Below are 21,248 nucleotides of genomic sequence, written 5' to 3' on the forward strand. Positions count from 1 at the left end.
TGTGGACACGGAAAATCTGATGCTGCGTTATTTCGACGCGGAGATGCGTTACCTGCGCGAGGCCGGCAAGGAGTTCGCTGAGGCGTTCCCCGATCGGGCCGCGCAACTGAACCTGGATAAACCTGGGGCGCAGGACCCTGATGTGGAGCGTCTGTTCGAAGGCTTTGCGTTCCTTATGGGACGACTGCGTGAAAAACTCGACGATGATTTGCCGGAGCTGACCGAAGGCCTGGTCAGCCTGCTGTGGCCCCATTACCTGCGCACCATCGCTTCGTTGTCGATCATCGAACTGACGCCGGAGTTCGCGCAGATGAAGCTCAGCGAACCAATCGGCAAGGGCTTTGAAGTGCTGTCGCAGCCCATCGGAGCGCAGCGCACCCGATGCCGCTACACCACCACTCAGGACCTGACATTGCAACCGTTGGCCATGGAGTCTGTACGACATGCCCAGGAGCCCGACGGGCGCTCGGTGCTGCGCCTGTGCTTTGCCTGCGGAAAAATGGCCGACTGGAAGCAGGTCGACCTGAGCCGCCTGCCACTGTACCTCAATGCCGATGCACCCTTGGCCAGCGCGCTGCATCAGGCGCTGACCCTCAATGCCCGGGCGTTGTATGTGCGCCTGCCGGGGGAGACTGCGCGCTCTCCGCTGGCGGGTCATTTCGCGCCCAAGGGTTTCGCCGACGAGGACCGTTTGTGGCCCAAGGGCGACAGCGTGTTCAGCGGCTATCAGTTGTTGCTGGAGTACTTCACGTTCCGCGAAAAATTCATGTTCGTGACCCTTTGCGGACTGGAACGCCTGAACCTGAAGCAGGGTACACCCTGGTTCGAACTGGACGTGGTGCTTGGCGAAGCATGGCCGCATGGGTTCGATCTGAGTGTCGAGCACATTCGCCTGCATGCCGTGCCGGTGATCAATCTGTTTGCGCTGGAAGCCGATCCACTGGAACTGGCACCCTCGCAAACCGACTACCTGCTGCGCCCCATGCGCTTGCAGGACGGTCACACCGAGATTTATTCGGTGGATCAGGTCACGTCTTCGAGGAACGCCGAGCGGCATGACTACGTGCCGTTCAGCAGTTTTCACCACAAGGGCGGCATGCTGCGCGACGAGGCGCCCGAGTGTTATTTCCATACGCGTTTGCGCCAAGGCGCCAATGGTTTGCATGACACCTGGCTGATTCTGGGCGGTGAGGGCTTCGATCAGGACCGGTTGTTTCAGCGTGAAGGCCTGTCATTGCGAATGACGGGTACCAACGGCCAACTGCCGCGCAAGGCCCTGCAAAGTACGCTGCTCGATACCGTCGCACAGTCCGCTCAGACCAGATTGCGGGTACGTAACCTGTGTGCACCGACGTTGCCGTGCTATCCGCCGAACCGCGACCGGTTCCACTGGCGAGTGCTCAGCCACCTGGGTTCGAATTTCCTGCCGATGCTCGATAACGCCGAGGTGCTGCGCGGCACCCTGGCGCTGTATGACTGGACGGGCAGTGAACTGAACCGGCGGCGCCTGGAAGCGATCGTCGAGGTCCAGCATCACCTGATCGAGCGTTTCGAGAAGGGCTTTGTGCTGCGCGGCGTGGACATCGAAGTGACCCTCGACGCCAACGGCTTCTGTGGCGAAGGCGATATCTGCCTGTTCGGCGAAATGCTCCATCGCTTCTTCGGCCTGTATGCCGACATTCATCTGTTCAACCAGCTCACGCTGATCCTTCAACCTTCTGAAAAGTGCCTGCGATGGGAGGAGAACCACAGTCAGCGTATTCCCGGTTGAAAGCCAACGGATTGCGCACGCCGGAAAGGGGCGTGTCAGGCACTTTTACGTTGGATGTGCCGACGCCTTCGCAAGCAAGCTCGCTTGCACAGGGATTTGTGTTTAATCCGGTTCAGTTCGTTTTCACCACGGCCGGTGGGGTCCATTGGCCGTTGAGTGCTTCGGACTCTGGCCAGTAAGCCCGGATATACAGCGAAAAATTGGCATCCCTGGGCGAGGGCAACCAGTTGCTTTCCTTGTCCTTGCCCGGTGATTCGCTTTGCACGTAAAGGGTCAACGAGCCATCAGGGTTGGTTTGCAGGGACTTGTTCTTGGTGCCAATGGAATAGCGCTTGAGGGCATTCGGGGCGAAGAAGTGTTGTTCGTTGTACAGCGTCAGCGACCAGAAGCCCCTGACCGGCGGCAGCTTGCCTTTGGCGAATGTCACGCTGTAGCCGTACTGGCCGTTAAGGCGCAGGCCGTTCTCATCCAGGTCCTGGTAGAAGTATTTGGTCTCTTTCTGCGGGTTCACGAAAATGTTCGAGCGCGCCACGGCGGTACGGCTGAAATAGTCAGTGCCGAACGCTGCGCCGTTGCTCACTGTGCTCCAGTGATCGGGCAATTGCAGGCCATAGTTGCGGAACTGCAACAGCGGGTCGATCACTTCGTTGTCAGCCTTCTTCGCCTCGTCGATCATCGCGGCCCGAAGTTGCGGGTCGGCTTTGGCGATGGCCGCCAAGGCGGCCATTTGTGCGTAGCGGGACTCTTCGCCCGGCAATGGCTTGGCATCCTTGAGCAGGGCCGGCAGTTCGTCGAAGAACTTCTCCGGTATCACCCATTTGGTTTCGGCGTTGCCTTCGGAAGCCTGGGCCGGGAATTTCGGCAGCCTGGCCCAGGCACGCTTCTTCATCTTGCCGTCGTACTGCGACAGTGGGTACATGTCGATGCCCGACAGTGCCGGCTGCACAGCCAGCCGGTCGGTAGCGGTGTCATCCTGGAATACCCGCGGGATCACGAACCCGGTGTTGGTGCGCGCCCGGTACACCCGCTTGATGCCGGGCGGCACCTTGCCGTTCCAGTCCGGGCCGACCAGCAGGTAGAAACCCGGTTGGGTGTTATACATTTTGCCCAGTTCGGCAAAGCTGTCGGAACGCAGATCGACCACCTGATACACCCAGAAACGGCCGTCGAAGTCCGGTACTTGCAGCACCACCGGCTCAATGTCCAGGGCGATGCTGCCGGCGCCGTACACCACGTCCTGATTAGGACAGGCCACCCACCGCTCGGCCGGGTCGATGTAGTCGCTGAGCATCGACAACCGATTGATCGGAGCCACGGGCACGATGCCGCCCATCAATCCGGGTTCGGGCAGGTTTTTGAAGGTCTCGCGACGATTGAAGATGTTAGCCAGCGGCCAACCCCAGAAGTACGCCTCGCGCGCCATCATGCGCACGTACGGCTCAGTGACTTTGGTGCCGGCGACGGGGCCCGCGACCGCGCTGGCGGCGGTGGCTTCGACAGCGCGGTTCTGTGCCCCCGGCAGAGGAGTGGCGGCGAGCGTACTGGCAATGGTCAAGGCAAAGAGAGCGTGGCGTCGGGGCAAACGAATCATAATGCGTCCTGACTTGTCAGCGGTCACCTGATGCAGGTGAGTTGCTGAAAAGATAGCTCATGTTTGCCGCAGCAATACCTGTAGGAGCCGGCTTGCCGGCGATGGACTCAAGTGCACCGCGTTTATCCGGTTCACACGCGTTATCGTTAACGACCATCGCCAGCAAGCTGGCTCCTGCAAGGGATCGTGCCCACGAAGGTGGTTATTCGGGAACAGCAGGCGAATGCCGGATCCGCCCTTAAAGATGATCCGCATCGATCACCGCCTTGGCGAACGCCTGCGGATCTTCCTGCGGCAGGTTGTGGCCGATGCCGCCGTTGATCAGCCGGAATTGGTACTTGCCGGTGAAACGCTTGGCGTAATCCTCGGGGGCAGGGTGGGGCGCGCCGTTGGCATCGCCTTCCAGGGTAATGGTCGGCACGCTGATGGACGGCGCCGTGGCCAGTTTCTGCTCCAGCGCTTCGTATCGGCTTTCGCCCTGGACCAGGCCCAGGCGCCAGCGGTAGTTGAACACGGTGATGTCGACATGGTCCGGGTTGTCCAGCGCCTTGGCACTGCGGTCGAAGGTGGCGTCATCGAACGCCCATTTCGGCGAAGCCGATTGCCAGATCAACCTGGCGAAGTCGTGGGTGTTCTTTTCATAACCGGCGCGACCACGGTCAGTGGCGAAGTAGAATTGATACCACCACTGCAATTCCGCCTTGGGTGGCAACGGGTTCTTGCCGGCCGCCTGGTTGCCGATCAGATAACCGCTGACCGAGACCAGCGCCTTGACCCGCTCCGGCCACAACGCCGAGACAATGTCGGCCGAACGCGCACCCCAGTCATAACCACCGAGCACCGCTTGCTTGATCTTCAGGGCATCCATGAAGTCGATGACATCACTGGCCAGCGCAGCCGGTTGGCCATTGCGCAGGGTTTTGTCAGAGAGGAAATGCGTATCGCCATAGCCGCGGGCATAGGGCATCAGCACCCGGTAACCCTTGGCCGCCAGCAAGGGCGCGACCTCGTCATAGCTGTGAATGTCGTATGGCCAGCCGTGCAGCAGGATCACCACCGGCCCGTTGGCCGGGCCGGTTTCGGCATACGCCACGTCCAGCAGCCCGGCGTTGACATGTTTGAGCGGGCCGAACGGCAAGGGCGCCGCCTGAGTGGTGCCAGCCGCGGTTGCCGCTGGCTGCGCGGTAGCGGCCGTTTGCCCGTGGGCTGCGCCGAAAACGCCGAACAGGGTCAGCGCAAGGATCGAAGGGCCGACCAAGTGGCGGCGAGCGTTGCCGATGTTGCTGTTGCGCAGTGCCATCTTCATGGGATGTCTCCATTGCTAGTGATGGGTCAGGGGGCCGGTCTGTGCCCCTGCAAACCTGGCTTGCATTGAAACGCGGCAACGTATCCGGCCTGTGTCGAATCGCCGGGCGGATGAAAGTCTGTGTATCGGGCGTTGGCGTTGACACACTGTGATACACAGAGATTTGGCCTGAGCCTCTTGGTAACCCGGTCGACACACATAACCCGCTTTTGTCCTTCTCATTCCCGTCAATGATGCACACGGGAGGCGTTGATTGCGCCCAGGCAGCTTTTGCGCACGACGCAACATGACGTTGCGCCATGTCCATATTCACTCGGTGGGGCGTGCCGCCTATTTTGTGACCTGACAATCATCAGGCGGGTGACCTTCATTGGAACGTCACCGCTGTCGAACCTCAGGAGTTCATGGCATGAGCGTTTCAACAAGCGGCACAGCAGCGGCGATAACAAAAGCTTCAATGACGAGGGGAATGGTGCTTCTCTTTGCGTTTTGTTGTGGTGCCATCGTGGCCAACATCTATTACGCACAACCGATTATCAGCTTGATCGCCCCGGATATCGGCATGTCGAATGGCAGCGCCAGCTTTATCGTATCGCTGACTCAAATTGGTTACGCACTCGGATTGTTTTTCCTGGTTCCCTTGGCGGACCTCATGGAGAACCGCCGACTGATGATCGCGACGATCGTGGTTACAATTTTCAGCCTGCTCGCCGCTGGTTTGGCCAGGCAGCCGAGTGTGTTTCTTGTCGTCTCGGCACTCATCGGTTTCAGCTCGGTCTCCGTGCAAATGCTGATTCCATTGGCCGCGCACCTGGCGCCGGAAGAGTCTCGTGGCCGAGTGGTGGGCGCAATCATGGGGGGCTTGCTGTTGGGGATCCTGCTTGCGCGGCCGCTGTCGAGCCTGGTTGCTGATCATTTTGGCTGGCGGGCAGTATTTATCGGCGCGGCTGCGTTGATGCTCGTCATCTCCATGGTGATCGGCATGACCATGCCCAAATGGCAACCGACCCATCGCGCGTCGTATGGTCAGTTGCTGAAGTCCCTTGGACAATTGTTTTGCCGTGAGCCGGTATTGCGTCAACGAGCGTTCTATCAAGGGTTGATGTTTGCGGCGTTCAGTTTGTTCTGGACCGCTGTCCCCCTGGTATTGAGCCGTGAGTTCGGCCTCACGCAAAGTCAGATTGCGATGTTCTCTCTGGTCGGCGCCATCGGTGCAATCGCCGCACCTATCAGTGGTCGACTCGCTGATGCAGGGCACACTCGACGAGCCTCACAGTTGGCCATGATATTGGGCGCAGTGAGTTTCCTGCCGACCTTCATCAATCCTTTTTACGGTGTGATCGGCTTAGCGGTTACGGGTATCGCGCTGGATTTTGCCGTGCAGATGAACATGGTGCTTGGGCAACGAGCTGTCTACGCCCTGGGCACTGCCAACCGAGGCCGTCTGAATGCGTTGTACATGATCAGCATCTTCATTGGCGGAGCGATCGGCTCCTCGGTGGCCAGCTCGCTTTATGAACACTTCAGCTGGTCGGCGATTGCGGCAGTCGCAAGTGCACTGTCACTGGTCACCTTGATCGTCTTCCTGGTGGTGTCCCGTAGAGACGGGCAGAGTCACTGAGTTATTGCGCTGCCTGAACGCCTGCCCGGTAACGGAACAGCTCACGTTCTCGGACGCCGGGTCGGGGTTCATAGCCAGCGCATTCTTTTGTTTTGTATGATGCCTCGATGAAGCTCTAGTGAGGCGTTATGCAAGACTCAAAAAACGTAGACGGGAGAACGCCGGAAAAATCAGCGGACTCACAGGGTACCGTCAAAGCGGCGACTCGGCGCCTTTCGCCAGAGGTCCGGGAAAAGCAGATCGTGCACAAAGCCATCGAGCACTTTGCGACGTGCGGATTCTCGGGAAGCACCCGTGAGCTGGCGCGGCAACTGGACGTTACCCAGCCGTTGCTCTATCGCTACTTCCCCAGCAAAGAGGCATTGATCGACCGTGTTTACGACGAGGTATATCAGTGGGATGCCTCTTGGGAGACGATGATCAAGGATCGTTCGCAACCCCTTCAGGCTCGCCTGGTTCGTTTCTATACCTCATACGCAAACGTGATTTTGCGGCGAGAATGGATTCGCATCTTCGTTTTTGCCGGGTTGACCCGTGAAGGCATCAACGATCGGTATCTGGCCAAATTGCGTGAGCGAGTCTTCATTCCTGTTATCGCGGAAATTCGCCATACCCATGGTCTGGCGCCTTCCTGCGGTGAAACGATCAATGAAAAAGAGCTCGAACTGATCTGGAGTTTGCATGCCAGCATTTTCTATATTGGCGTGCGCAAATGGATCTACGATCTTCCAGTGACCGAGGACATTGATGCGCTGATTGAGCAGATGGTCGATGCGTTCCTCAATGGCGGTCCCCATGTATTGGCTCAAGTCGACAACGACCTCGGCGAAAAGCCTCGCTTGAATTGATTTTTCCACTTGCCCACCTGATGACATCCTGCTTCCACCCTTCTTTTTGTCGACCACTCATCACCTGTTTCAGCCTTTAGCTGGATAGGTGGCGGGAGGGCGCGCATCCCGCTATTTCGCTCTGAAAAGCCCTTTCCAAACACCTGGAACTCGCCCTGCCGAGACGACACCACGATGTGGTTCAGGGGCAGTCCTCAAAAAAATTGGTCCTGCGGCTATTTACTTCAATTTCGTCAGGCCTTACTGTTTATCGAACGATAAATAACTACAAAAAACTGTTGGAGGCACCATGCAAGTCCGAAAACTCGCTCATTACTCGATCCGGTCGTTCGACCTGGAAAAGTCCAGCCAATTTTATGAAAGGGTGCTCGGTTTCACCCCTGGCTACCGGCCGCCGTTCGACTTTCCTGGCGTGTGGTTGTACATGGGAGGGGATGAGCAAGACTTTGGTACGGTCCACATTATCGGGATCGATCCCTCCAACCCCGAGGGACTGAAGAAGTATCTCGGCGACAAGGAAATCCCGCTGAAGGGCACTGGAACCGTTGATCACATTGCTTTTCTGGTAACAGGCCTGGTTGAGTTCTGGAGCGTCTTCAAAGCGCAAGGCATTGCCTGGCGTGATCGCACCGTTCCGAGCCTGGGCCTGCATCAGGTCTTCATCGAAGATCCTAGCGGTGTCACCATCGAACTCAACTTTCCGGCCTCCGAGATTGAAGCCGTCGGTTCCTACACCGCCCATGCCGCTGCGACTGTGGAGGTGCAGCCATGATTAATAGGTCGAACAAGCGCCGCGCTATTGTCGTAGGTGGTTCGTTGGGAGGTCTGTTTGCAGCGAACATGTTGCTACGCAAAGGTTGGGATGTAGAAGTCTTCGAACGTGTTCCGGACGAACTCGCTGGACGTGGCGCAGGGATCGTTACCCACCCTGAATTGTTCGAGGCGATGGCTGCAGCGGGTATCCCACTCGATGCGTCGGTAGGTATCGAAGTGCTGTCGCGCGTCACGTTGGACCAGGACGGCGATGTCGTACTCGAAAACGCGCTCCCGCAAACGCTGACTGCGTGGGGGAAGATGTACCAGGTTCTTCGCGCCGCTTTTCCAGACTCGCTCTATCGTTGCGGTGGCAGCGTCGTCTCGGTCGAAAGCACGGAGTCCCATGCCAGTGTCACATTGGCTGATGGCACAACTCATCAAGCGGACATCATTATTGCTGCCGATGGATTCCGATCGACGATTCGCCAGCAGCTTTTGCCTGACTTACACCTGCAATACGCTGGCTATATCGCATGGCGTGGGTTGGTCGATGAAGGTGTTCTTTGCGACTCCACCCACGCATCGCTCTTCGATAAATTTGCGTTCTGTTTACCCCCGCGCGAGCAAATTCTGGGGTATCCAGTTGCTGGCCAGTCGAACAGCACCCTTGCAGGAGAGCGTCGTTACAACTTTGTCTGGTACCGCACCAGCGGCGACGATGAGTTGAAGGATCTGCTCCGGGATGAGAGCGGTAAACAGTTTGAAGGTGGAATTCCTCCGGCACTGATACGTCGTGATGTGCTCGCCAATATGTATAAGTCCGCCGATACGCTACTTGCCCCGCAGTTTGCCGAAGTCGTGAAGAAAGCCACGCAACCGCTGTTCCAGCCGATTTACGACCTGGAAGTACCGAAGATGAATTTCGGACGAGTCGCTTTGCTCGGCGACGCTGCATTTGTGGTCCGTCCTCATTGCGGGATGGGTGTCACCAAGGCGGCCGGCGATGCCCTGGCAATCGTCGAAGCACTTGAGCGGCATGCATCCGTTGAAGATGCCTTGGCGGACTATAGCCAACAACGCTGCCGTTTCGGCGCTTCGATAGTTCAGCACGCCAGGCATCTTGGCGCGTATATGCAGGCGCAATTGAAAAGCGAGGAAGAGCGCGAAATGGCTGAGTTGTACCGGACTCCAGAAGCCGTGATGCGTGAAACCGCAGTGCCCGTGAAGTTTTAATTCAGTTACACGCCCTTCGCAGGAGAGAACCATGGAACATGCATATCCGCAAGACGGTGGCCCGGCCGTGTCCGCTGAACAGCTTGAAGACGCGATTCAAAATCCGATTCTCGAAAACCCGCAGTTTCGTGCGTTGGTAAAACAGCGACGAATATTTTCGTGGAGCATGACTGCTCTGATGCTGGCGGTATATTTCGGCTTTATTCTTTCGCTGGCCTTTATTCCCGCCCGCTTGGGTACACCTATCACCGAAGGTCAACCCATGACGTGGGGCGTGCCGATTGGCTTCGCAATGCTCGCCTTTACGGTTCTTCTCGTTGCTGTCTACGTATGGCGCACCAACACCTGCTACGACCCAAAAATAAAAACAATCATCAGGAGCTTCAAAAAATGAAGCGTCTTCTTATTACATTCTCGGCCATCCTTGCTTCGGCAACTGTATACGCGAGCGATGTCCCCGCCGCAGTGCCCAAACATAATCCCATTGCCATAGGCATGTTCCTGGCGTTCGTCGTATTCACTCTATTTGTCACACGATGGGCCGCGCGTAAAAACAACAGTGTTGCCGATCACTATGCGGCAGGCGGCAAAATTACCGGTTTCCAGAATGGTTGGGCCATCGCCGGAGACTACATGTCCGCAGCGTCGTTACTGGGCATCTCCGCCCTGGTTTTTACCAGTGGCTTCGATGGGCTGATCTACTCAATCGGCTTTCTTGCAAGCTGGCCGATCATTCTGTTCCTGATCGCGGAGCCATTGCGCAACCTTGGGCGCTACACCCTGGCGGACGTTCTGTCCTACAGGCTGAAGCAAAGACCCATACGGGCTTTTGCGGCGTCCAGCTCTATCGTGATCGTGCTGCTTTACCTGGTGTCTCAACTGGTAGGCGCTGGAAAACTGGTGGAACTGCTGTTCGGCTTTGATTACACCGCGGCTGTACTGCTCGTCGGTACGCTGATGGTCATCTATGTGTTCTTTGGCGGGATGCTGGCAACTACCTGGATTCAGATCATCAAGGCAGTGTTACTGCTGACCGGCTGTGTTTTCATGGCGTTCATGGTGTTATCCGAGTTTGGATTCAGCCTGAACCAATTGTTCACTCAAGCCGCTCAGGTTCATCCATCCCATGGGGCAATCATGAGCCCCGGAGGTTTGATTACCGACCCGGTATCCGCCATTTCCCTGGGGTTGGCACTGGTCTTCGGTACGGCAGGTCTTCCACATATTCTCATGCGGTTTTTCACCGTCGGTGACGTTAAAGCCGCGCGCCAAAGCATTCTTTATGCCTCCGGTCTTGTCGGCATAGGGTATGCGCTGATTGTCATCATTGGCTTTGGCACCATTGCCCTGGTTGCCAGCAATCCTGCCTATCACGATGCATCAGGTGGAATATTGGGTGGCGTTAACATGGTTGCGATTCACCTCGCCCATAACGTCGGCGGTAATGTCTTCCTCGGATTCATGTGTGCGGTATCGTTCTCGACGATATTGGCGGTAGTGGCAGGGTTGACCCTGGCTGGCTCGTCAGCTGTTTCTCATGATCTCTATGCACATGCTTTGCGCCGCGGCACCGCCAGCGACCGTGACGAAATGCGCGTCTCTCGTGTTACGACCATCGTACTGGGTGTGTTGTCGATCCTCCTGGCGATTGCGTTTGAAAAGCAAAACATCGCCTTTATTGTGAGCTTGACGTTCTCCATCGCCGCAAGTTCCAACTTTCCGGTACTGTTGTTATCGATCTACTGGAAAGGCTTGACGACCCGTGGCGCCGTGATTGGCGGATCGCTGGGGCTGGTATCGGCAATCACCCTGTGCATTCTCAGTCCAACTGTTTGGGTCAAGATCCTGCATCATCAGCAAGCCTGGTTCCCTTATGAATATCCGGCCCTGTTTTCAATGGCCGTAGCATTCATCGGTATTTTCTGGTTTTCCATTACCGATCGCTCCGCCAGTGCCGTCACTGAGCGCAATCGATTCGAGAATCAGTTGGTCGACTCTGAGTTGGGTACGCCGGCAACATGGAAGGCTCAGCTCAAAGCTGATTGATCCATGTAGTGGCTGCCTGCAATAAACAACTTCTGAATAGCAGCGCTCACGCTCCATGTGCTGTTTGGGCATTTGTGCCTGAAAAATCGCTGAAGAGTTAATACAAAAATAATAACCTAGACTTGGGTGCATATAAATGAAATTTACTTTGACCGTTGCGGCTGCCATGTGTGTATTGGCGCAGCAAGCCCATGCGGCTGGTTTCATTGATGATAGTAAGACTGCGCTTAAACTGCGTAATTACTATATCAACAGCGATTATCGTGACTCTGCAACACCCGCGCAGCAAGCCGCCAATCAAAGTTATCAAGCGGAATGGGGACAGGCTTTCCAGCTGGAATTCATCTCCGGATACACCCAAGGCCCTGTAGGGTTCGGTGTCGATGCTTTAGGCATGCTTGGCGTAAAGCTCGATTCAAGCGCCGGCAAGCATGGCAATCCAACGGGTACCAACTTCGGTGGCGTGGTGTTTCCTAGCGACGGCGACCATGCGGTTGACGATTTTTCCAGCCTGGGATTGACCGGGAAAGTGAAGATATCCAAGACCGAGTTGAAGCTGGGTACTCTGGTCCCGAAACTGCCGGTTATCTTCAGCAATGACGGGCGTTTGCTGCCGCAAACCTGGCAGGGAACCCAGGTTACCTCCGCGGACATCAAGGATCTGACCCTGGTAGGAGGGCAAATTGACGGGGTCAAGGGCCGGAACTCCAGCAATATCGAAAACATGTCAATTGCGGGTGCCAACAATCCTGTCACCGGTCGCTTCAGTAATAAATTCATTTATGCGGGCGGCGATTACAAGCTGACCAAAGATCTGACCTTGCAATATTATTACGGCAACCTTGAAGATTTTTATAAGCAACACTTTCTAGGGCTGGTTCATAACTGGGCAATCGGTTCGGGCGTTCTGACCAGTGATATTCGATATTTCAATAGCCAGGATGATGGTGCGAACGGCCATGACCCTGCTTTCTTTACGACAGGCTACTACGGCGGTAATACGATAAAAGGCAAAGTCGACAATAACCTGTTCAGTGGATTATTGACCTATGCCGTTGCCGGTCACACCTTCGGAGCCGGCTATGAGGTTAGCAACGGAAAAAGCGATTTCCCTTATTTGAACCAGGGTGACGGTCCGACCACTTACACCATCACGGAAATGCAGGTCCAGAAATTCGTGCACGCTGGCGAGAAGTCCTGGCAAGCACGCTACGCTTTTGACTTCGCGAAACTGGGTTTGCCCGGTGCGACGGCGGGGGTTGTATACGTTAAAGGTGATGACATCAATACCATCGCTTCCAGCAATTCCAGTGAGTGGGAACGCGATATAACGCTGGCCTATGTCGTGCAATCGGGACCGTTAAAAGGCATTAGCGTCATGTGGAAAAACGCAATGGTACGAAACAACATCCCAAACACCCGCCAACAAGACGAAAATCGGATAATCATTAATTACCAGTTGGCGTTGTTTTAGGCGTTATCGATAGAACGCAAGTGAAAGTATATTCAGCGGGTTAGCGGGCCGCTTGACTGACAGGCAGCGCTTTGAGGAGTGTTGCGTGTACATGCCGTTCTCTTCCAACGGCATGTTTTATAGAAGAGAAACATTTCCCTTGATTGGGGTAGGGCGGTGCAAGTGATCCTTCACCGCCTTTTTTTATTCCGTGTGTGCGATAGGCGACCGATTCAGCACGTCAGGATCGATCATGATCCCAACGATTCCTGCCAACCACGTCGAGCCAGTGGAAGATCAAGCAAACGCTTGCCGGTGGCATCGCTGATGGCGTTGCCCAGCGCTGCGGCCATGGGGCCCTGGACGATTTCCGCGGCACCGAGAAATGGCTGATCCGGCTGATCGATCATGTGGACCTCGACCTGTTTCGGCACCTCGGGAAAACGCATGATCGGATAGCCACTCCAATCGAAGCTATGCAGGCCACTGGCGTCATAGAGGATTCGCTCATAGAGCGTCCAGCTGGCGGACTGCACGATGCCGCCCTGAATCTGATTGAGCAGCCCATCGGGGCTGACAATTTGCCCCACATCGACGGCGGCAACCACCCGATCAATCGTCACTTGCCCGGTCTGGCGCTGTACATGCAACTGCACGGCGATGGCGCAGTAACCCATGATGTTTTTATAGCGTGCGAAGGCGAAGCCGATTCCGCTGCCGGGGCCTGTTGCTTTTTGCGGCCAGCGGAACGCACTGACCACGCGATCCACCACCGCCCGTGCACGCGGATCGCTCAAGTGATCCAGGCGAAATTGCACCGGATCCACAGCGGCCCGAGCCGCTAGTTCATCCACCGTGCTTTCGATGGCGAACACGTTGATATGGGCACCGAGCGAACGCATGGCCGAAGTCCTGAATGGCATGGTCAGCACAAAATTCAGGTCAACCTGCAGGTTGGGTATCTCATACAACGGAACTGCGTTACGGTCGCCGTCTCCCTCGGGTTGGGCGATCGGGACTGAAGGAGCAGGGGTGAAGGGTTTGGCCAATAGCCACGCCGGTAACAGGCGCCCGGCATTGACGATGCGTTCGTTGTGCGGAGTACTCCAGAGCTCGTATTTCCAGTCACGAAGACGCCCGCTGTCGTCCAGTCCCGCTTCCACTTCGGCCAGCATTGCCGAGCTGTAGGGCTCCCAGAGATTTTCCTGTTCGCGCATCCATTGCACCCGTATTGGCTTGCCAGGCAGGGTCATGGCGATCAACGCAGCATCGGCGGCGGCGTCATCGGCGCCGTTGTGACCATAGCAGCCGGAGCCTTCAGCATGGATGCAGCGTACCTGCTGCACAGGCAGACCTAGCATCTCGGCGATGCCCATCCGCAGAGGATAAACACCCTGGGTGTGGGTCCAGACGGTCAGCGTCCCATCCTTGAACCACGCCACAGCGCAAGACGGCCCGATGGAACCGTGCATCAGGTATTGCTTGGTCACCCGTGCGTTGTACGCACGCGACTCAGGTTGCGTGAGGTTACCCTTGGCGCTCACCGGGTAGCGCCGCGCTGGCAGCTCGGTGAGGAATTGATGGATATGTGTCGAATCAGGTAACGGATTACCTTCTGTCCAGCGGGTAGTGGCGTAGCCCTCGCGCATCGCTTTGACCGCCAGCCATTCATCGGTGGCGACCACGGCGAGGTAACTGCCGTTGCGGACCAGCTTTACCACACCGGGGAGTTTGTTGAGTGCGGCTTCGTCAATGTCCAGAAGCAGACTGCCGCGCCGGGGTGGACGTATCACGCGGGCATGCAGCATATCGGGCAGGCGCATGTCCTGCACATAGGCCGAACCGCCGCTGACCTTGTCCGGGATGTCCAGCCTAGGCAATGATTTGCCGATCAGGGTGAAACTGCTGGCTGGCTTGAAGGGGGAACTCGCCGATGCATAGCGATGCAATTGAACCCCGACCACCGCTTGTGTGTAGGTCATGCTGTGGCCTTGCCCATCGTAGATCACAGCGTCCCGCGTGCTCAGGCTGTCGATGTTGCATCGCCATTGGCGTGCCGCGGATTCGAGTAACAACTGACGCACCTGGGCGGCGGCATTGAACAATGCAGTGCCGCTGTCGACGATCGTATGGCTGCCGGCGGTGTAACCCTCGTTGGGTGTCAGCGCAGTGTCGGCTGTGAGAAAGCGGATGAGACCGGGTGATACTTCCAGGCGCTCAGCGGCGATCTGCAGGAGCGCAGTCTTGACGCCAGTGCCCAGCTCCACTTTGCCGGTGTAGACGGTGATGCCGTCTTTCGCGTCAATGCGGATCCAGGCGTCCAGATAGGGCGTGGCCCGCAGGTTGCCCGGCAGATCAGGCGCCAGGATCGCCGTACCCAAGGTGTCCACTTCGGTGTCAGCGAAGGCGCGTGGAATACCCGGGAGCATTGCGAACCCCATCACCAACGCGCCGTTTATCACGAAGGCGCGGCGGCTCAGATCGACGTTTTGCGTTGTGGGTTTCATACCATGTCTCCCTGTGCGATGACCGACTTGATAGCGGCAAGGATCCGCACATGAGTGCCGCAGCGGCACAGGTTGGGCGCCATGTGGCGACGGATCGTTGCATCGTCCGGATGAGGGTTGGCCTCCAATAGAGCCTGCGCCCGTACGATCATCCCCGCGATGCAATAGCCACACTGGGCCGCCTGTTCGTCGATAAAGGCTTTCTGCAACGGCCCCGGTTTGTCGGCGCTGCCCAGGCTCTCCACCGTGCGCACTGATTTGCCCGCCAGCGCGCCGCAGGGTGTCAGGCATGAAAACACCGGTTTATCGTTCACTAAAACGGTGCAAGCGCCGCACTGACCCAAACCGCAGCCGTATTTCGCGCCATTGAGCCCTACCTGGTTGCGCAGGGCATACAGCAGCGGCATGTCTTGCGGGATGTCCAGTTCATGCGTCTTGCCGTTGATGTCGAGTGTGATCACGGTTGCTACTCCTGAGCCCGAATGCTCTTGATTGTCTTGTCGAGGTCTGTCCAGGGTCTGGTCGGGCAGTTCTCGTTGCGCAAGTACTCGGCAATTGCGGCGAGGTGGGAGTCATCCAGACTGTCTGCGAAGGCAGGCATGTAGTGGCTGGAAGCGGCGGTGGACATCGGGATGCCCTGCAGGATGGTTTGGATCAGGTTACGTGGCGAGTCCGCCGTCACTGCGCTGGTGTTTGCCAGAGCGGGCCTCGATTCAATGGCGCGCATGGGGGCGGCGGAGCCGTGGCAACTTGCGCAGGCACCGTCGAACAGCGACGCGCCCGCCAGCGCCTTGGCACTGGGCTTGGCCTCAGGGGGGCAGGGCGGTGACGTCACGTGCGAAGAGGTTTTTTTGAGGTCAAGAATATAGCGGGCGATGGCATGGGCATCTTCCACCGGCAATTGCGCGATGCTCAGGCTGACCGGCAACATCGGGCCCGCCGCTGCACCGTGATCTTCGGCGACCTTGCCCGTCAGATAGGCGACCAATTGGGCTTCATTCCAGGGGTGTTGCGCTTCGGCCATCCCGCGCAGGGAGGGGGCCGTCCAGCCGTCGACGATAGCGCCGCTGAACAGTTCGCTGCGCTTTTCGCCGCCAATCGGATTCAGGGGCGAATGACAGGATGAACAGTGTCCCGCGCCTTCGACCAGGTAGCGTCCGCGGTTCCATTGCGCTGACCGGTCGGGAAGTGGTTCCAATGGATCCCCATGCAGGAACAGCAAGTTCCAGAAAGACACCAGCGCACGGAAGTTCATGGGGAAAACCATCTGGTTTTCAGGTGCGATGTACTTGACCGGGTCCACGCTCATCAGGAAGGCGTAGGCATCCGCGATATCGGCATCATTCAACTTTCGGTAATGCACGTACGGGAAAGCCGGATAGAGAAAGTGACCGTCGCGGGCGATGCCTTCACGCATGGCTCGTTCAAAGGCCTCCAGCGACCACTTGCCGATACCGGTTTCCCGGTCCGGGGTGATGTTGGTGGTGAAGAGTGTTCCGAAGGGCGTTTTCAATGGCAATCCGCCCGCCATGTAATCGCCTCCTGGCCGCGTGTGGCAGACCGCGCAGTCTCCCGCTTCGACGATGCGCCGGCCTCTGTCCAGGGTTTCGCGCCCGGCACTCTGAGGCTGGCTGACAGTAGCTATTTCCGGTCTCCACATCATCCAGAACGCGAACGCTATCCCCACCACGCCAAGCGCCAGAACGGCACCGATGATCGTCTTGCGCTGCATCGCCCAACCTCTCGAACTGAGTAAACGACAGATTTTTCAATCCGCCGCGTGCGATTGGCGTACGGCGATTTTCTGCTCAGCGAGCTTAGACAGGGCGCTTGTGATGGAGTACCCCATCAAGGCGCAACGCTACATTGCGCCGGGCGCAACGACGGCAGTGCGCTGGCGCGCAGATCACCTCATCGTTGCGTTTTGCGAAAAGCAATGTTGCGCGGCAGGTGGATTTTCCGAAGGGCGTCGGACGCTTACCTTGGGGGGGTGAAAACATTCAACCACGGAGACCGTCATGAGTTTGCACTCCACCACTATTCAAGTGACTTACGACTTCATCTGCCCATGGTGCTGGATCGGTGAGGTGAATCTCGAACGCGCGCTTGCCGCTTCGGGTTTTTCAACTGACCGCCGAATTAGTTTCCTGCCTTACCAATTGAACCCGGACATGCCTGTTCGAGGCATGGATCGTAAAGCCTATCGCTCTGGCAAATTCGGCAGTTGGGCGCGCAGCCAGGCCATGGACGCGCAGGTCACCCACGCCGGTAAGGCCGTCGGCCTCGGCTTCCATTATGAGCGTGTCGAAACAACCCCCAACACCATGGCAGCGCATCGGTTGGTATGGCGGGAGCAAGAGGCGGGTAAAGACGCTTCATTCCTGGTCAAGGCCATCTTCAAGGCGTACTTCGGCGAGGGGCGGGATATCGGCGACCTTAATGTGTTGGCCGATATCGGTGCCGAAACAGGGCTGGACCGAGGGGGCATTGTCGACTTTCTCAACACCGATAAAGGCACTGCTGAAGTCTTGAAGCTCGAAGAGCAAATCAAGGCGTCCGGTGTGCGCTCGGTGCCGAGTATTCAGATCGCGGATGACGTGATCAGTGGCGCGCAACCCAGCGAAATAATGATCCAGATACTGAAACGAAACCAGGCAGCTTGAGCCGCTTGTTCAATCCCGATCCATTCAGGAAATCATCATGTCCCATCACTTGTTCAGCCCAATCAAACTCGGCCAACTCAACCTCAATCACCGTGTCGCCATGGCCCCTCTGACTCGCTCACGGGCGGGGCAGCCGGGCAACGTACCGACATCGATGAACGTCGAGTACTACCGCCAGCGCGCCAGTGCCGCGTTGATCATTACCGAAGCTACGCAGATTTCGCAGCAGGGTCAGGGTTACGCCTGGACGTCGGGCATCCATAGCGACGAGCAGATTCACGGCTGGAAAGCGGTCAGCGACGCCGTGCATGCAGAGGGCGGGCGCATATTCCTGCAGCTCTGGCATGTGGGGAGGGTGTCACACCCCGTGTTTCAACCCGACGGCGGCTTACCGGTGGCACCGACCGCACAGCCGGTCCCCGGCAAGACCTTCATCCTGAATGAGAAGGGCGAGGGGGTGTGGGGGGATGTACCTGTCCCTCAGGAACTGGACATTCCGGGGATCGAAGCGATCGTTTCCGACTTCCGCAAGGCCGCGCGCAATGCGCTTCTGGCCGGTATGGACGGGGTGGAAATCCACGCGGGCAATGGCTACCTGCTGGACCAGTTCATCAACAGTGCCAGCAATCAGCGTAGCGATCGCTACGGTGGAAATATTGAAAACCGTGCGCGGCTACTGCTCGAAGTCGTGCAAGCGGTAACCGAAGAAATAGGTGCCGAACGCGTTGCTGTGCGCCTGACACCGATGGGACGTTTCATGGGGATGGGTGATGACACCCCGGAACAGACCTTTGGCTACATTGCTTCCCGGCTCAATCAATGGAATCTCGCTTACCTGCACCTGGTGGAACCGATGATGGTCGGCACGGTGCTCGATGAAAGTAATGATCCGCGCTGGGACGCCATCATCAAACAGCTGCGTACTGACTTCCACGGCGTTCTGATGCTGGCAGGTGGTTACAACGGAGAAACCGCTGAACTGGCCATCGCGCAGGGGCGTGCCGACCTCATCGCTTTCGGTCGGCCGTTCATTGCCAACCCCGACTTGCCGGCTCGCCTGCGCGGGCGTACCGAGCTCAACCTGGCGGACGGCAACAGCTTTTTTGGTGGCGACGCCAAGGGGTACATCGACTATCCGGCGCTGGCATGACGCAGCTCAAAACCGCTTGATATGGGAATCACCACTCTGCAAGGAGAAGGGTAATGAAGAGTCCGGATGTTCCAAAGGCCCTGGTCATTGGTGGTTCTCTGGGAGGACTGTTTGCCGCCACGGCGTTGCGGGCGATTGGCTGGCAGGTCGATGTTTTCGAGCGATCCCCTGCGGCAATGGATAGCCGTGGCGGTGGCATTGTTCTGCAAGCGGATGTCTTGCAGCATTTCCGCTATGCGGGTATCCAACATACCCGTGCGCTAGGTGTCCGGTCCTATGATCGTCTGTATCTGGATCGAGCCGGTACCGTCGTGCATAAAGAACCGATGCCGCAAACGCAGACGTCCTGGAACACACTGTATGGCTCGTTATTTTCTGCATTTCCTGTCGAGCATTATCACCGTGGCAAGACGCTGGTGGATCTGACTCAGAATGAGCACCGAGTGACCGCGTTTTTTGCCGACGGCAGTTGTGCCGAGGCAGACCTGCTGGTGGGGGCCGATGGTGCGGGCTCATCCGTGCGAAGCAGGGTGTTGCCCGGGGTGCAACATAGCTATTCGGGCTATGTGGTTTGGCGTGGGCTTGTTGATGAAGACCGACTTCCAGACTTCGCCAAGACGCAGCTTTACCAGGATTTTGTTTTTCAACAGGACCCTGGATCGCTGATGCTGGAATACATGGTGCCGGGCTTGAACGGCTCCATTGATCCTGGCGAGCGCCGGTTCAACTGGCTATGGTATTTGAAAACCGCGCAAGGGCGGGAACTGGACGCCGTGCTCACTGATCGCGACGGCCAGCGACGTAGCCACTCCATTCCACCGGGGGCGTTGGCTGCGGAGCAGGAGGCTTACATACGGGAAATGGCGGAGCGGCATGCGAACCCGGCTTTTCGCGAATTGATTCGCCAGACCAAGGACATTTTTGTCCAGGCGATCCTTGATCTCAACGTTCCTCAAATGGTGTTCGGACGTGTGCTGTTGACCGGCGATGCCGCTTTTGTGCCGCGACCTCATACCGCCGGAAGCACGGCCAAGGCGGCCCGCAATGCACTGTTCCTGGCTCAGGCAATCGACAACATTGGCGACCTCGATAAAGCCCTGCAGGCCTGGCAAAAACAGCAACTTGCAGAGGGCAGGCGCATGGGGGACTGGGGGGTGAGCATGGGCAATCGGATCATGGGCATCACTCCATCCTGAATCAGCGGCCCTTATCGGGCTTGATCCACTACTGATTGAGCACAGCCATGCAAGACGTACGACGCCTGGTCATGCACAGTCGTTACCTTTCCTTTTCGATCCTGGACGCCGTTTATGGATAAGTTGCTGGCGCTCAAAATGTTTGTCGAAACCGTACGCTGTGGTGGTTATTCGTCAGCGGCGCGCAAACTTGGCATCTCCACTTCGTCTGTGACTCGGCAGGTAGCGGGGCTGGAAAGTGAGCTGGGCGCCAGCTTGTTGAACCGCACCACGCGCAACACGAGCGTCACGGTGGCGGGGCAGAGCTATTTCGAAAAGGCAGTGGCGATCCTCGAGGCCATCGACGAAGCGGATGCCGTCGTGACCGATCGTGGCAGCGAAGCTCAAGGACGCTTACGGGCCAGCGTCCCGGTGGAATTCGGCCGACGCATCATCGCTCCTCATCTGGGGCGACTGCTGGATCGTCATCCCGGGCTGGAGATCAGCCTCTGTCTGAGCGACGAGGTCAGTGACCTGCTCAGCGAGCAAATAGATGTGTCAGTGCGTCTTGGTTCATCGGTCGTCAGTGATGACATCGTCAGCAAGCGCCTGGGCGATTTCCAGCGTTGGGTTGTGGCGAGTCCCGAATACCTGACGCGTACCGGACTGCCACGACACCCCCGTGATCTGTTGGAGCATCAATGCCTGCGTTTTGATTACCGCACGGGCCACCACAATTGGACATTCAAGGGCGATGAGGAAATCATTCGCTTGAATGTGCAAGGAAGGCTGCAAAGTAACAACGCCGACATTCTGCGCGAGGCAGCGTTGGCCGGGGGCGGGGTGACGCTATTGGCTGATTGGCTGGTGCGAGACGATGTCAGCGCAGGTCGCCTGACGCGCGTGCTGGAGCAGTATGAGGTCAACCCTGGCAGCGCGAGCACTTGTATCAATGCGCTGTACCTGCCCAATCATCGTGGTTCCAGTCGCATCAATGTGTTCATTGAGTTTCTTCAGGAAATACTCGCCCCCTGAGCACGTCCTGTGCATTTGGCAATCCAGCCTGGGCGTCATCACGCTGAACGCAATGAAGGGGGCAGAGGGGGTTAAGGAGACTGGCTGTCGCGG

Annotated in this window: 18 protein-coding genes; 12 read left to right on the forward strand and 6 right to left on the reverse strand. The window is 57.5% G+C overall.

Annotated features, from left to right (window positions below; genetic code table 11):
- Position 1 precedes the first annotated feature (1 nt).
- Positions 2-1,771, forward strand: coding sequence for a type VI secretion system baseplate subunit TssF (gene tssF, locus KW849_RS04750; RefSeq protein ID WP_218428143.1), 1,770 nt, complete (start codon positions 2-4; stop codon positions 1,769-1,771).
- A 112-nt stretch (positions 1,772-1,883) separates the two neighbouring features.
- Here tssF and KW849_RS04755 read toward each other — a convergent pair whose 3' ends face one another.
- From KW849_RS04755 to KW849_RS04765, 3 genes are all read right to left on the reverse strand, one after another.
- On the reverse strand, positions 1,884-3,362 hold the full coding sequence (locus tag KW849_RS04755; RefSeq protein WP_218428146.1) for a DUF1254 domain-containing protein: 1,479 nt from the start codon (positions 3,360-3,362) through the stop codon (positions 1,884-1,886).
- A 16-nt stretch (positions 3,363-3,378) separates the two neighbouring features.
- Positions 3,379-3,528 carry a hypothetical protein gene (locus tag KW849_RS04760; protein WP_158273923.1) on the reverse strand — a complete coding sequence of 50 codons (150 nt, stop codon included), beginning with the start codon at positions 3,526-3,528 and terminating at the stop codon, positions 3,379-3,381.
- A 72-nt stretch (positions 3,529-3,600) separates the two neighbouring features.
- Complete coding sequence (locus tag KW849_RS04765; protein WP_218428148.1) at positions 3,601-4,668, reverse strand: alpha/beta fold hydrolase; 1,068 nt, start codon at positions 4,666-4,668, stop codon at positions 3,601-3,603.
- A 409-nt stretch (positions 4,669-5,077) separates the two neighbouring features.
- On the opposite strand from KW849_RS04765, the gene KW849_RS04770 reads away from it, so the two are divergent.
- The 7 genes from KW849_RS04770 (at position 5,078) to KW849_RS04800 (ending at position 12,646) form a co-directional block, all read left to right on the forward strand.
- Positions 5,078-6,289 (forward strand): MFS transporter, encoded by a 1,212-nt coding sequence (locus KW849_RS04770; RefSeq protein WP_218428150.1) that lies wholly within the window; start codon positions 5,078-5,080, stop codon positions 6,287-6,289.
- Between the two features lie 242 nt (positions 6,290-6,531).
- Positions 6,532-7,137, forward strand: coding sequence for a TetR/AcrR family transcriptional regulator (locus tag KW849_RS04775; RefSeq protein WP_371319108.1), 606 nt, complete (start codon positions 6,532-6,534; stop codon positions 7,135-7,137).
- A gap of 289 nt (positions 7,138-7,426) precedes the next feature.
- The gene (locus KW849_RS04780) at positions 7,427-7,909 is read left to right on the forward strand and encodes a VOC family protein (RefSeq protein ID WP_218428155.1); all 483 of its coding nucleotides are present in this window, start codon (positions 7,427-7,429) and stop codon (positions 7,907-7,909) included.
- Positions 7,906-9,126 carry an FAD binding domain-containing protein gene (locus KW849_RS04785; RefSeq protein WP_218428157.1) on the forward strand — a complete coding sequence of 407 codons (1,221 nt, stop codon included), beginning with the start codon at positions 7,906-7,908 and terminating at the stop codon, positions 9,124-9,126. Before KW849_RS04780 ends, KW849_RS04785 begins: the two co-directional genes overlap by 4 nt.
- 31 nt (positions 9,127-9,157) lie before the next feature.
- Entirely contained in the window at positions 9,158-9,520 is a 363-nt protein-coding gene (locus tag KW849_RS04790) for a DUF485 domain-containing protein (RefSeq protein ID WP_218428159.1), read from the forward strand.
- The gene (locus tag KW849_RS04795; RefSeq protein ID WP_218428162.1) at positions 9,517-11,172 is read left to right on the forward strand and encodes a cation acetate symporter; all 1,656 of its coding nucleotides are present in this window, start codon (positions 9,517-9,519) and stop codon (positions 11,170-11,172) included. The genes KW849_RS04790 and KW849_RS04795 overlap by 4 nt, the downstream gene beginning before the upstream one ends.
- 136 nt (positions 11,173-11,308) lie before the next feature.
- A complete protein-coding gene (locus KW849_RS04800) occupies positions 11,309-12,646 on the forward strand; it encodes an OprD family porin (RefSeq protein WP_218428165.1) in 1,338 nt (445 codons plus the stop codon).
- Positions 12,647-12,876: 230 nt separating this feature from the next.
- Here the strand turns inward: KW849_RS04800 and KW849_RS04805 are convergent, their stop codons facing one another.
- The 3 genes from KW849_RS04805 to KW849_RS04815 are packed head-to-tail and all read right to left on the reverse strand — an operon-like array spanning position 12,877 to position 16,864.
- Complete coding sequence (locus KW849_RS04805; RefSeq protein WP_218428167.1) at positions 12,877-15,132, reverse strand: molybdopterin cofactor-binding domain-containing protein; 2,256 nt, start codon at positions 15,130-15,132, stop codon at positions 12,877-12,879.
- The gene (locus KW849_RS04810) at positions 15,129-15,593 is read right to left on the reverse strand and encodes a (2Fe-2S)-binding protein (protein WP_218428169.1); all 465 of its coding nucleotides are present in this window, start codon (positions 15,591-15,593) and stop codon (positions 15,129-15,131) included. The genes KW849_RS04805 and KW849_RS04810 overlap by 4 nt, the downstream gene beginning before the upstream one ends.
- Before the next feature lie 5 nt (positions 15,594-15,598).
- Positions 15,599-16,864 carry a cytochrome c gene (locus KW849_RS04815; RefSeq protein WP_218428171.1) on the reverse strand — a complete coding sequence of 422 codons (1,266 nt, stop codon included), beginning with the start codon at positions 16,862-16,864 and terminating at the stop codon, positions 15,599-15,601.
- A gap of 286 nt (positions 16,865-17,150) precedes the next feature.
- On the opposite strand from KW849_RS04815, the gene KW849_RS04820 reads away from it, so the two are divergent.
- The 4 genes from KW849_RS04820 (at position 17,151) to KW849_RS04835 (ending at position 21,155) form a co-directional block, all read left to right on the forward strand.
- The gene (locus KW849_RS04820; RefSeq protein WP_218428173.1) at positions 17,151-17,795 is read left to right on the forward strand and encodes a DsbA family oxidoreductase; all 645 of its coding nucleotides are present in this window, start codon (positions 17,151-17,153) and stop codon (positions 17,793-17,795) included.
- Between the two features lie 37 nt (positions 17,796-17,832).
- Positions 17,833-18,945, forward strand: a complete 1,113-nt coding sequence (locus KW849_RS04825; RefSeq protein ID WP_218428175.1) for an alkene reductase — start codon at positions 17,833-17,835, stop codon at positions 18,943-18,945.
- A gap of 53 nt (positions 18,946-18,998) precedes the next feature.
- Positions 18,999-20,141: an FAD binding domain-containing protein gene (locus KW849_RS04830; protein WP_218428177.1), complete on the forward strand. Its 1,143-nt coding sequence runs from the start codon at positions 18,999-19,001 to the stop codon at positions 20,139-20,141.
- A 114-nt stretch (positions 20,142-20,255) separates the two neighbouring features.
- Positions 20,256-21,155: a LysR family transcriptional regulator gene (locus KW849_RS04835; protein ID WP_218428179.1), complete on the forward strand. Its 900-nt coding sequence runs from the start codon at positions 20,256-20,258 to the stop codon at positions 21,153-21,155.
- The last annotated feature ends 93 nt before the right edge of the window (positions 21,156-21,248 follow it).

It is taken from the genome of Pseudomonas sp. PDM26, assembly GCF_019219185.1.
Taxonomy (GTDB): domain Bacteria; phylum Pseudomonadota; class Gammaproteobacteria; order Pseudomonadales; family Pseudomonadaceae; genus Aquipseudomonas.

Excerpts from the sequence above, each read along its gene's own strand:
- KW849_RS04755 (WP_218428146.1), bottom strand. The coding sequence starts at position 3,362 with ATGATTCGTTTGCCCCGACGCCACGCTCTCTTTGCCTTGACCATTGCC.
- KW849_RS04765 (WP_218428148.1), bottom strand. The coding sequence starts at position 4,668 with ATGAAGATGGCACTGCGCAACAGCAACATCGGCAACGCTCGCCGCCAC.
- KW849_RS04770 (WP_218428150.1), top strand. The coding sequence starts at position 5,078 with ATGAGCGTTTCAACAAGCGGCACAGCAGCGGCGATAACAAAAGCTTCA.
- KW849_RS04780 (WP_218428155.1), top strand. The coding sequence starts at position 7,427 with ATGCAAGTCCGAAAACTCGCTCATTACTCGATCCGGTCGTTCGACCTG.
- KW849_RS04785 (WP_218428157.1), top strand. The coding sequence starts at position 7,906 with ATGATTAATAGGTCGAACAAGCGCCGCGCTATTGTCGTAGGTGGTTCG.
- KW849_RS04790 (WP_218428159.1), top strand. The coding sequence starts at position 9,158 with ATGGAACATGCATATCCGCAAGACGGTGGCCCGGCCGTGTCCGCTGAA.
- KW849_RS04795 (WP_218428162.1), top strand. The coding sequence starts at position 9,517 with ATGAAGCGTCTTCTTATTACATTCTCGGCCATCCTTGCTTCGGCAACT.
- KW849_RS04800 (WP_218428165.1), top strand. The coding sequence starts at position 11,309 with ATGAAATTTACTTTGACCGTTGCGGCTGCCATGTGTGTATTGGCGCAG.
- KW849_RS04805 (WP_218428167.1), bottom strand. The coding sequence starts at position 15,132 with ATGAAACCCACAACGCAAAACGTCGATCTGAGCCGCCGCGCCTTCGTG.
- KW849_RS04815 (WP_218428171.1), bottom strand. The coding sequence starts at position 16,864 with ATGCAGCGCAAGACGATCATCGGTGCCGTTCTGGCGCTTGGCGTGGTG.
- KW849_RS04820 (WP_218428173.1), top strand. The coding sequence starts at position 17,151 with ATGAGTTTGCACTCCACCACTATTCAAGTGACTTACGACTTCATCTGC.
- KW849_RS04825 (WP_218428175.1), top strand. The coding sequence starts at position 17,833 with ATGTCCCATCACTTGTTCAGCCCAATCAAACTCGGCCAACTCAACCTC.
- KW849_RS04830 (WP_218428177.1), top strand. The coding sequence starts at position 18,999 with ATGAAGAGTCCGGATGTTCCAAAGGCCCTGGTCATTGGTGGTTCTCTG.
- KW849_RS04835 (WP_218428179.1), top strand. The coding sequence starts at position 20,256 with ATGGATAAGTTGCTGGCGCTCAAAATGTTTGTCGAAACCGTACGCTGT.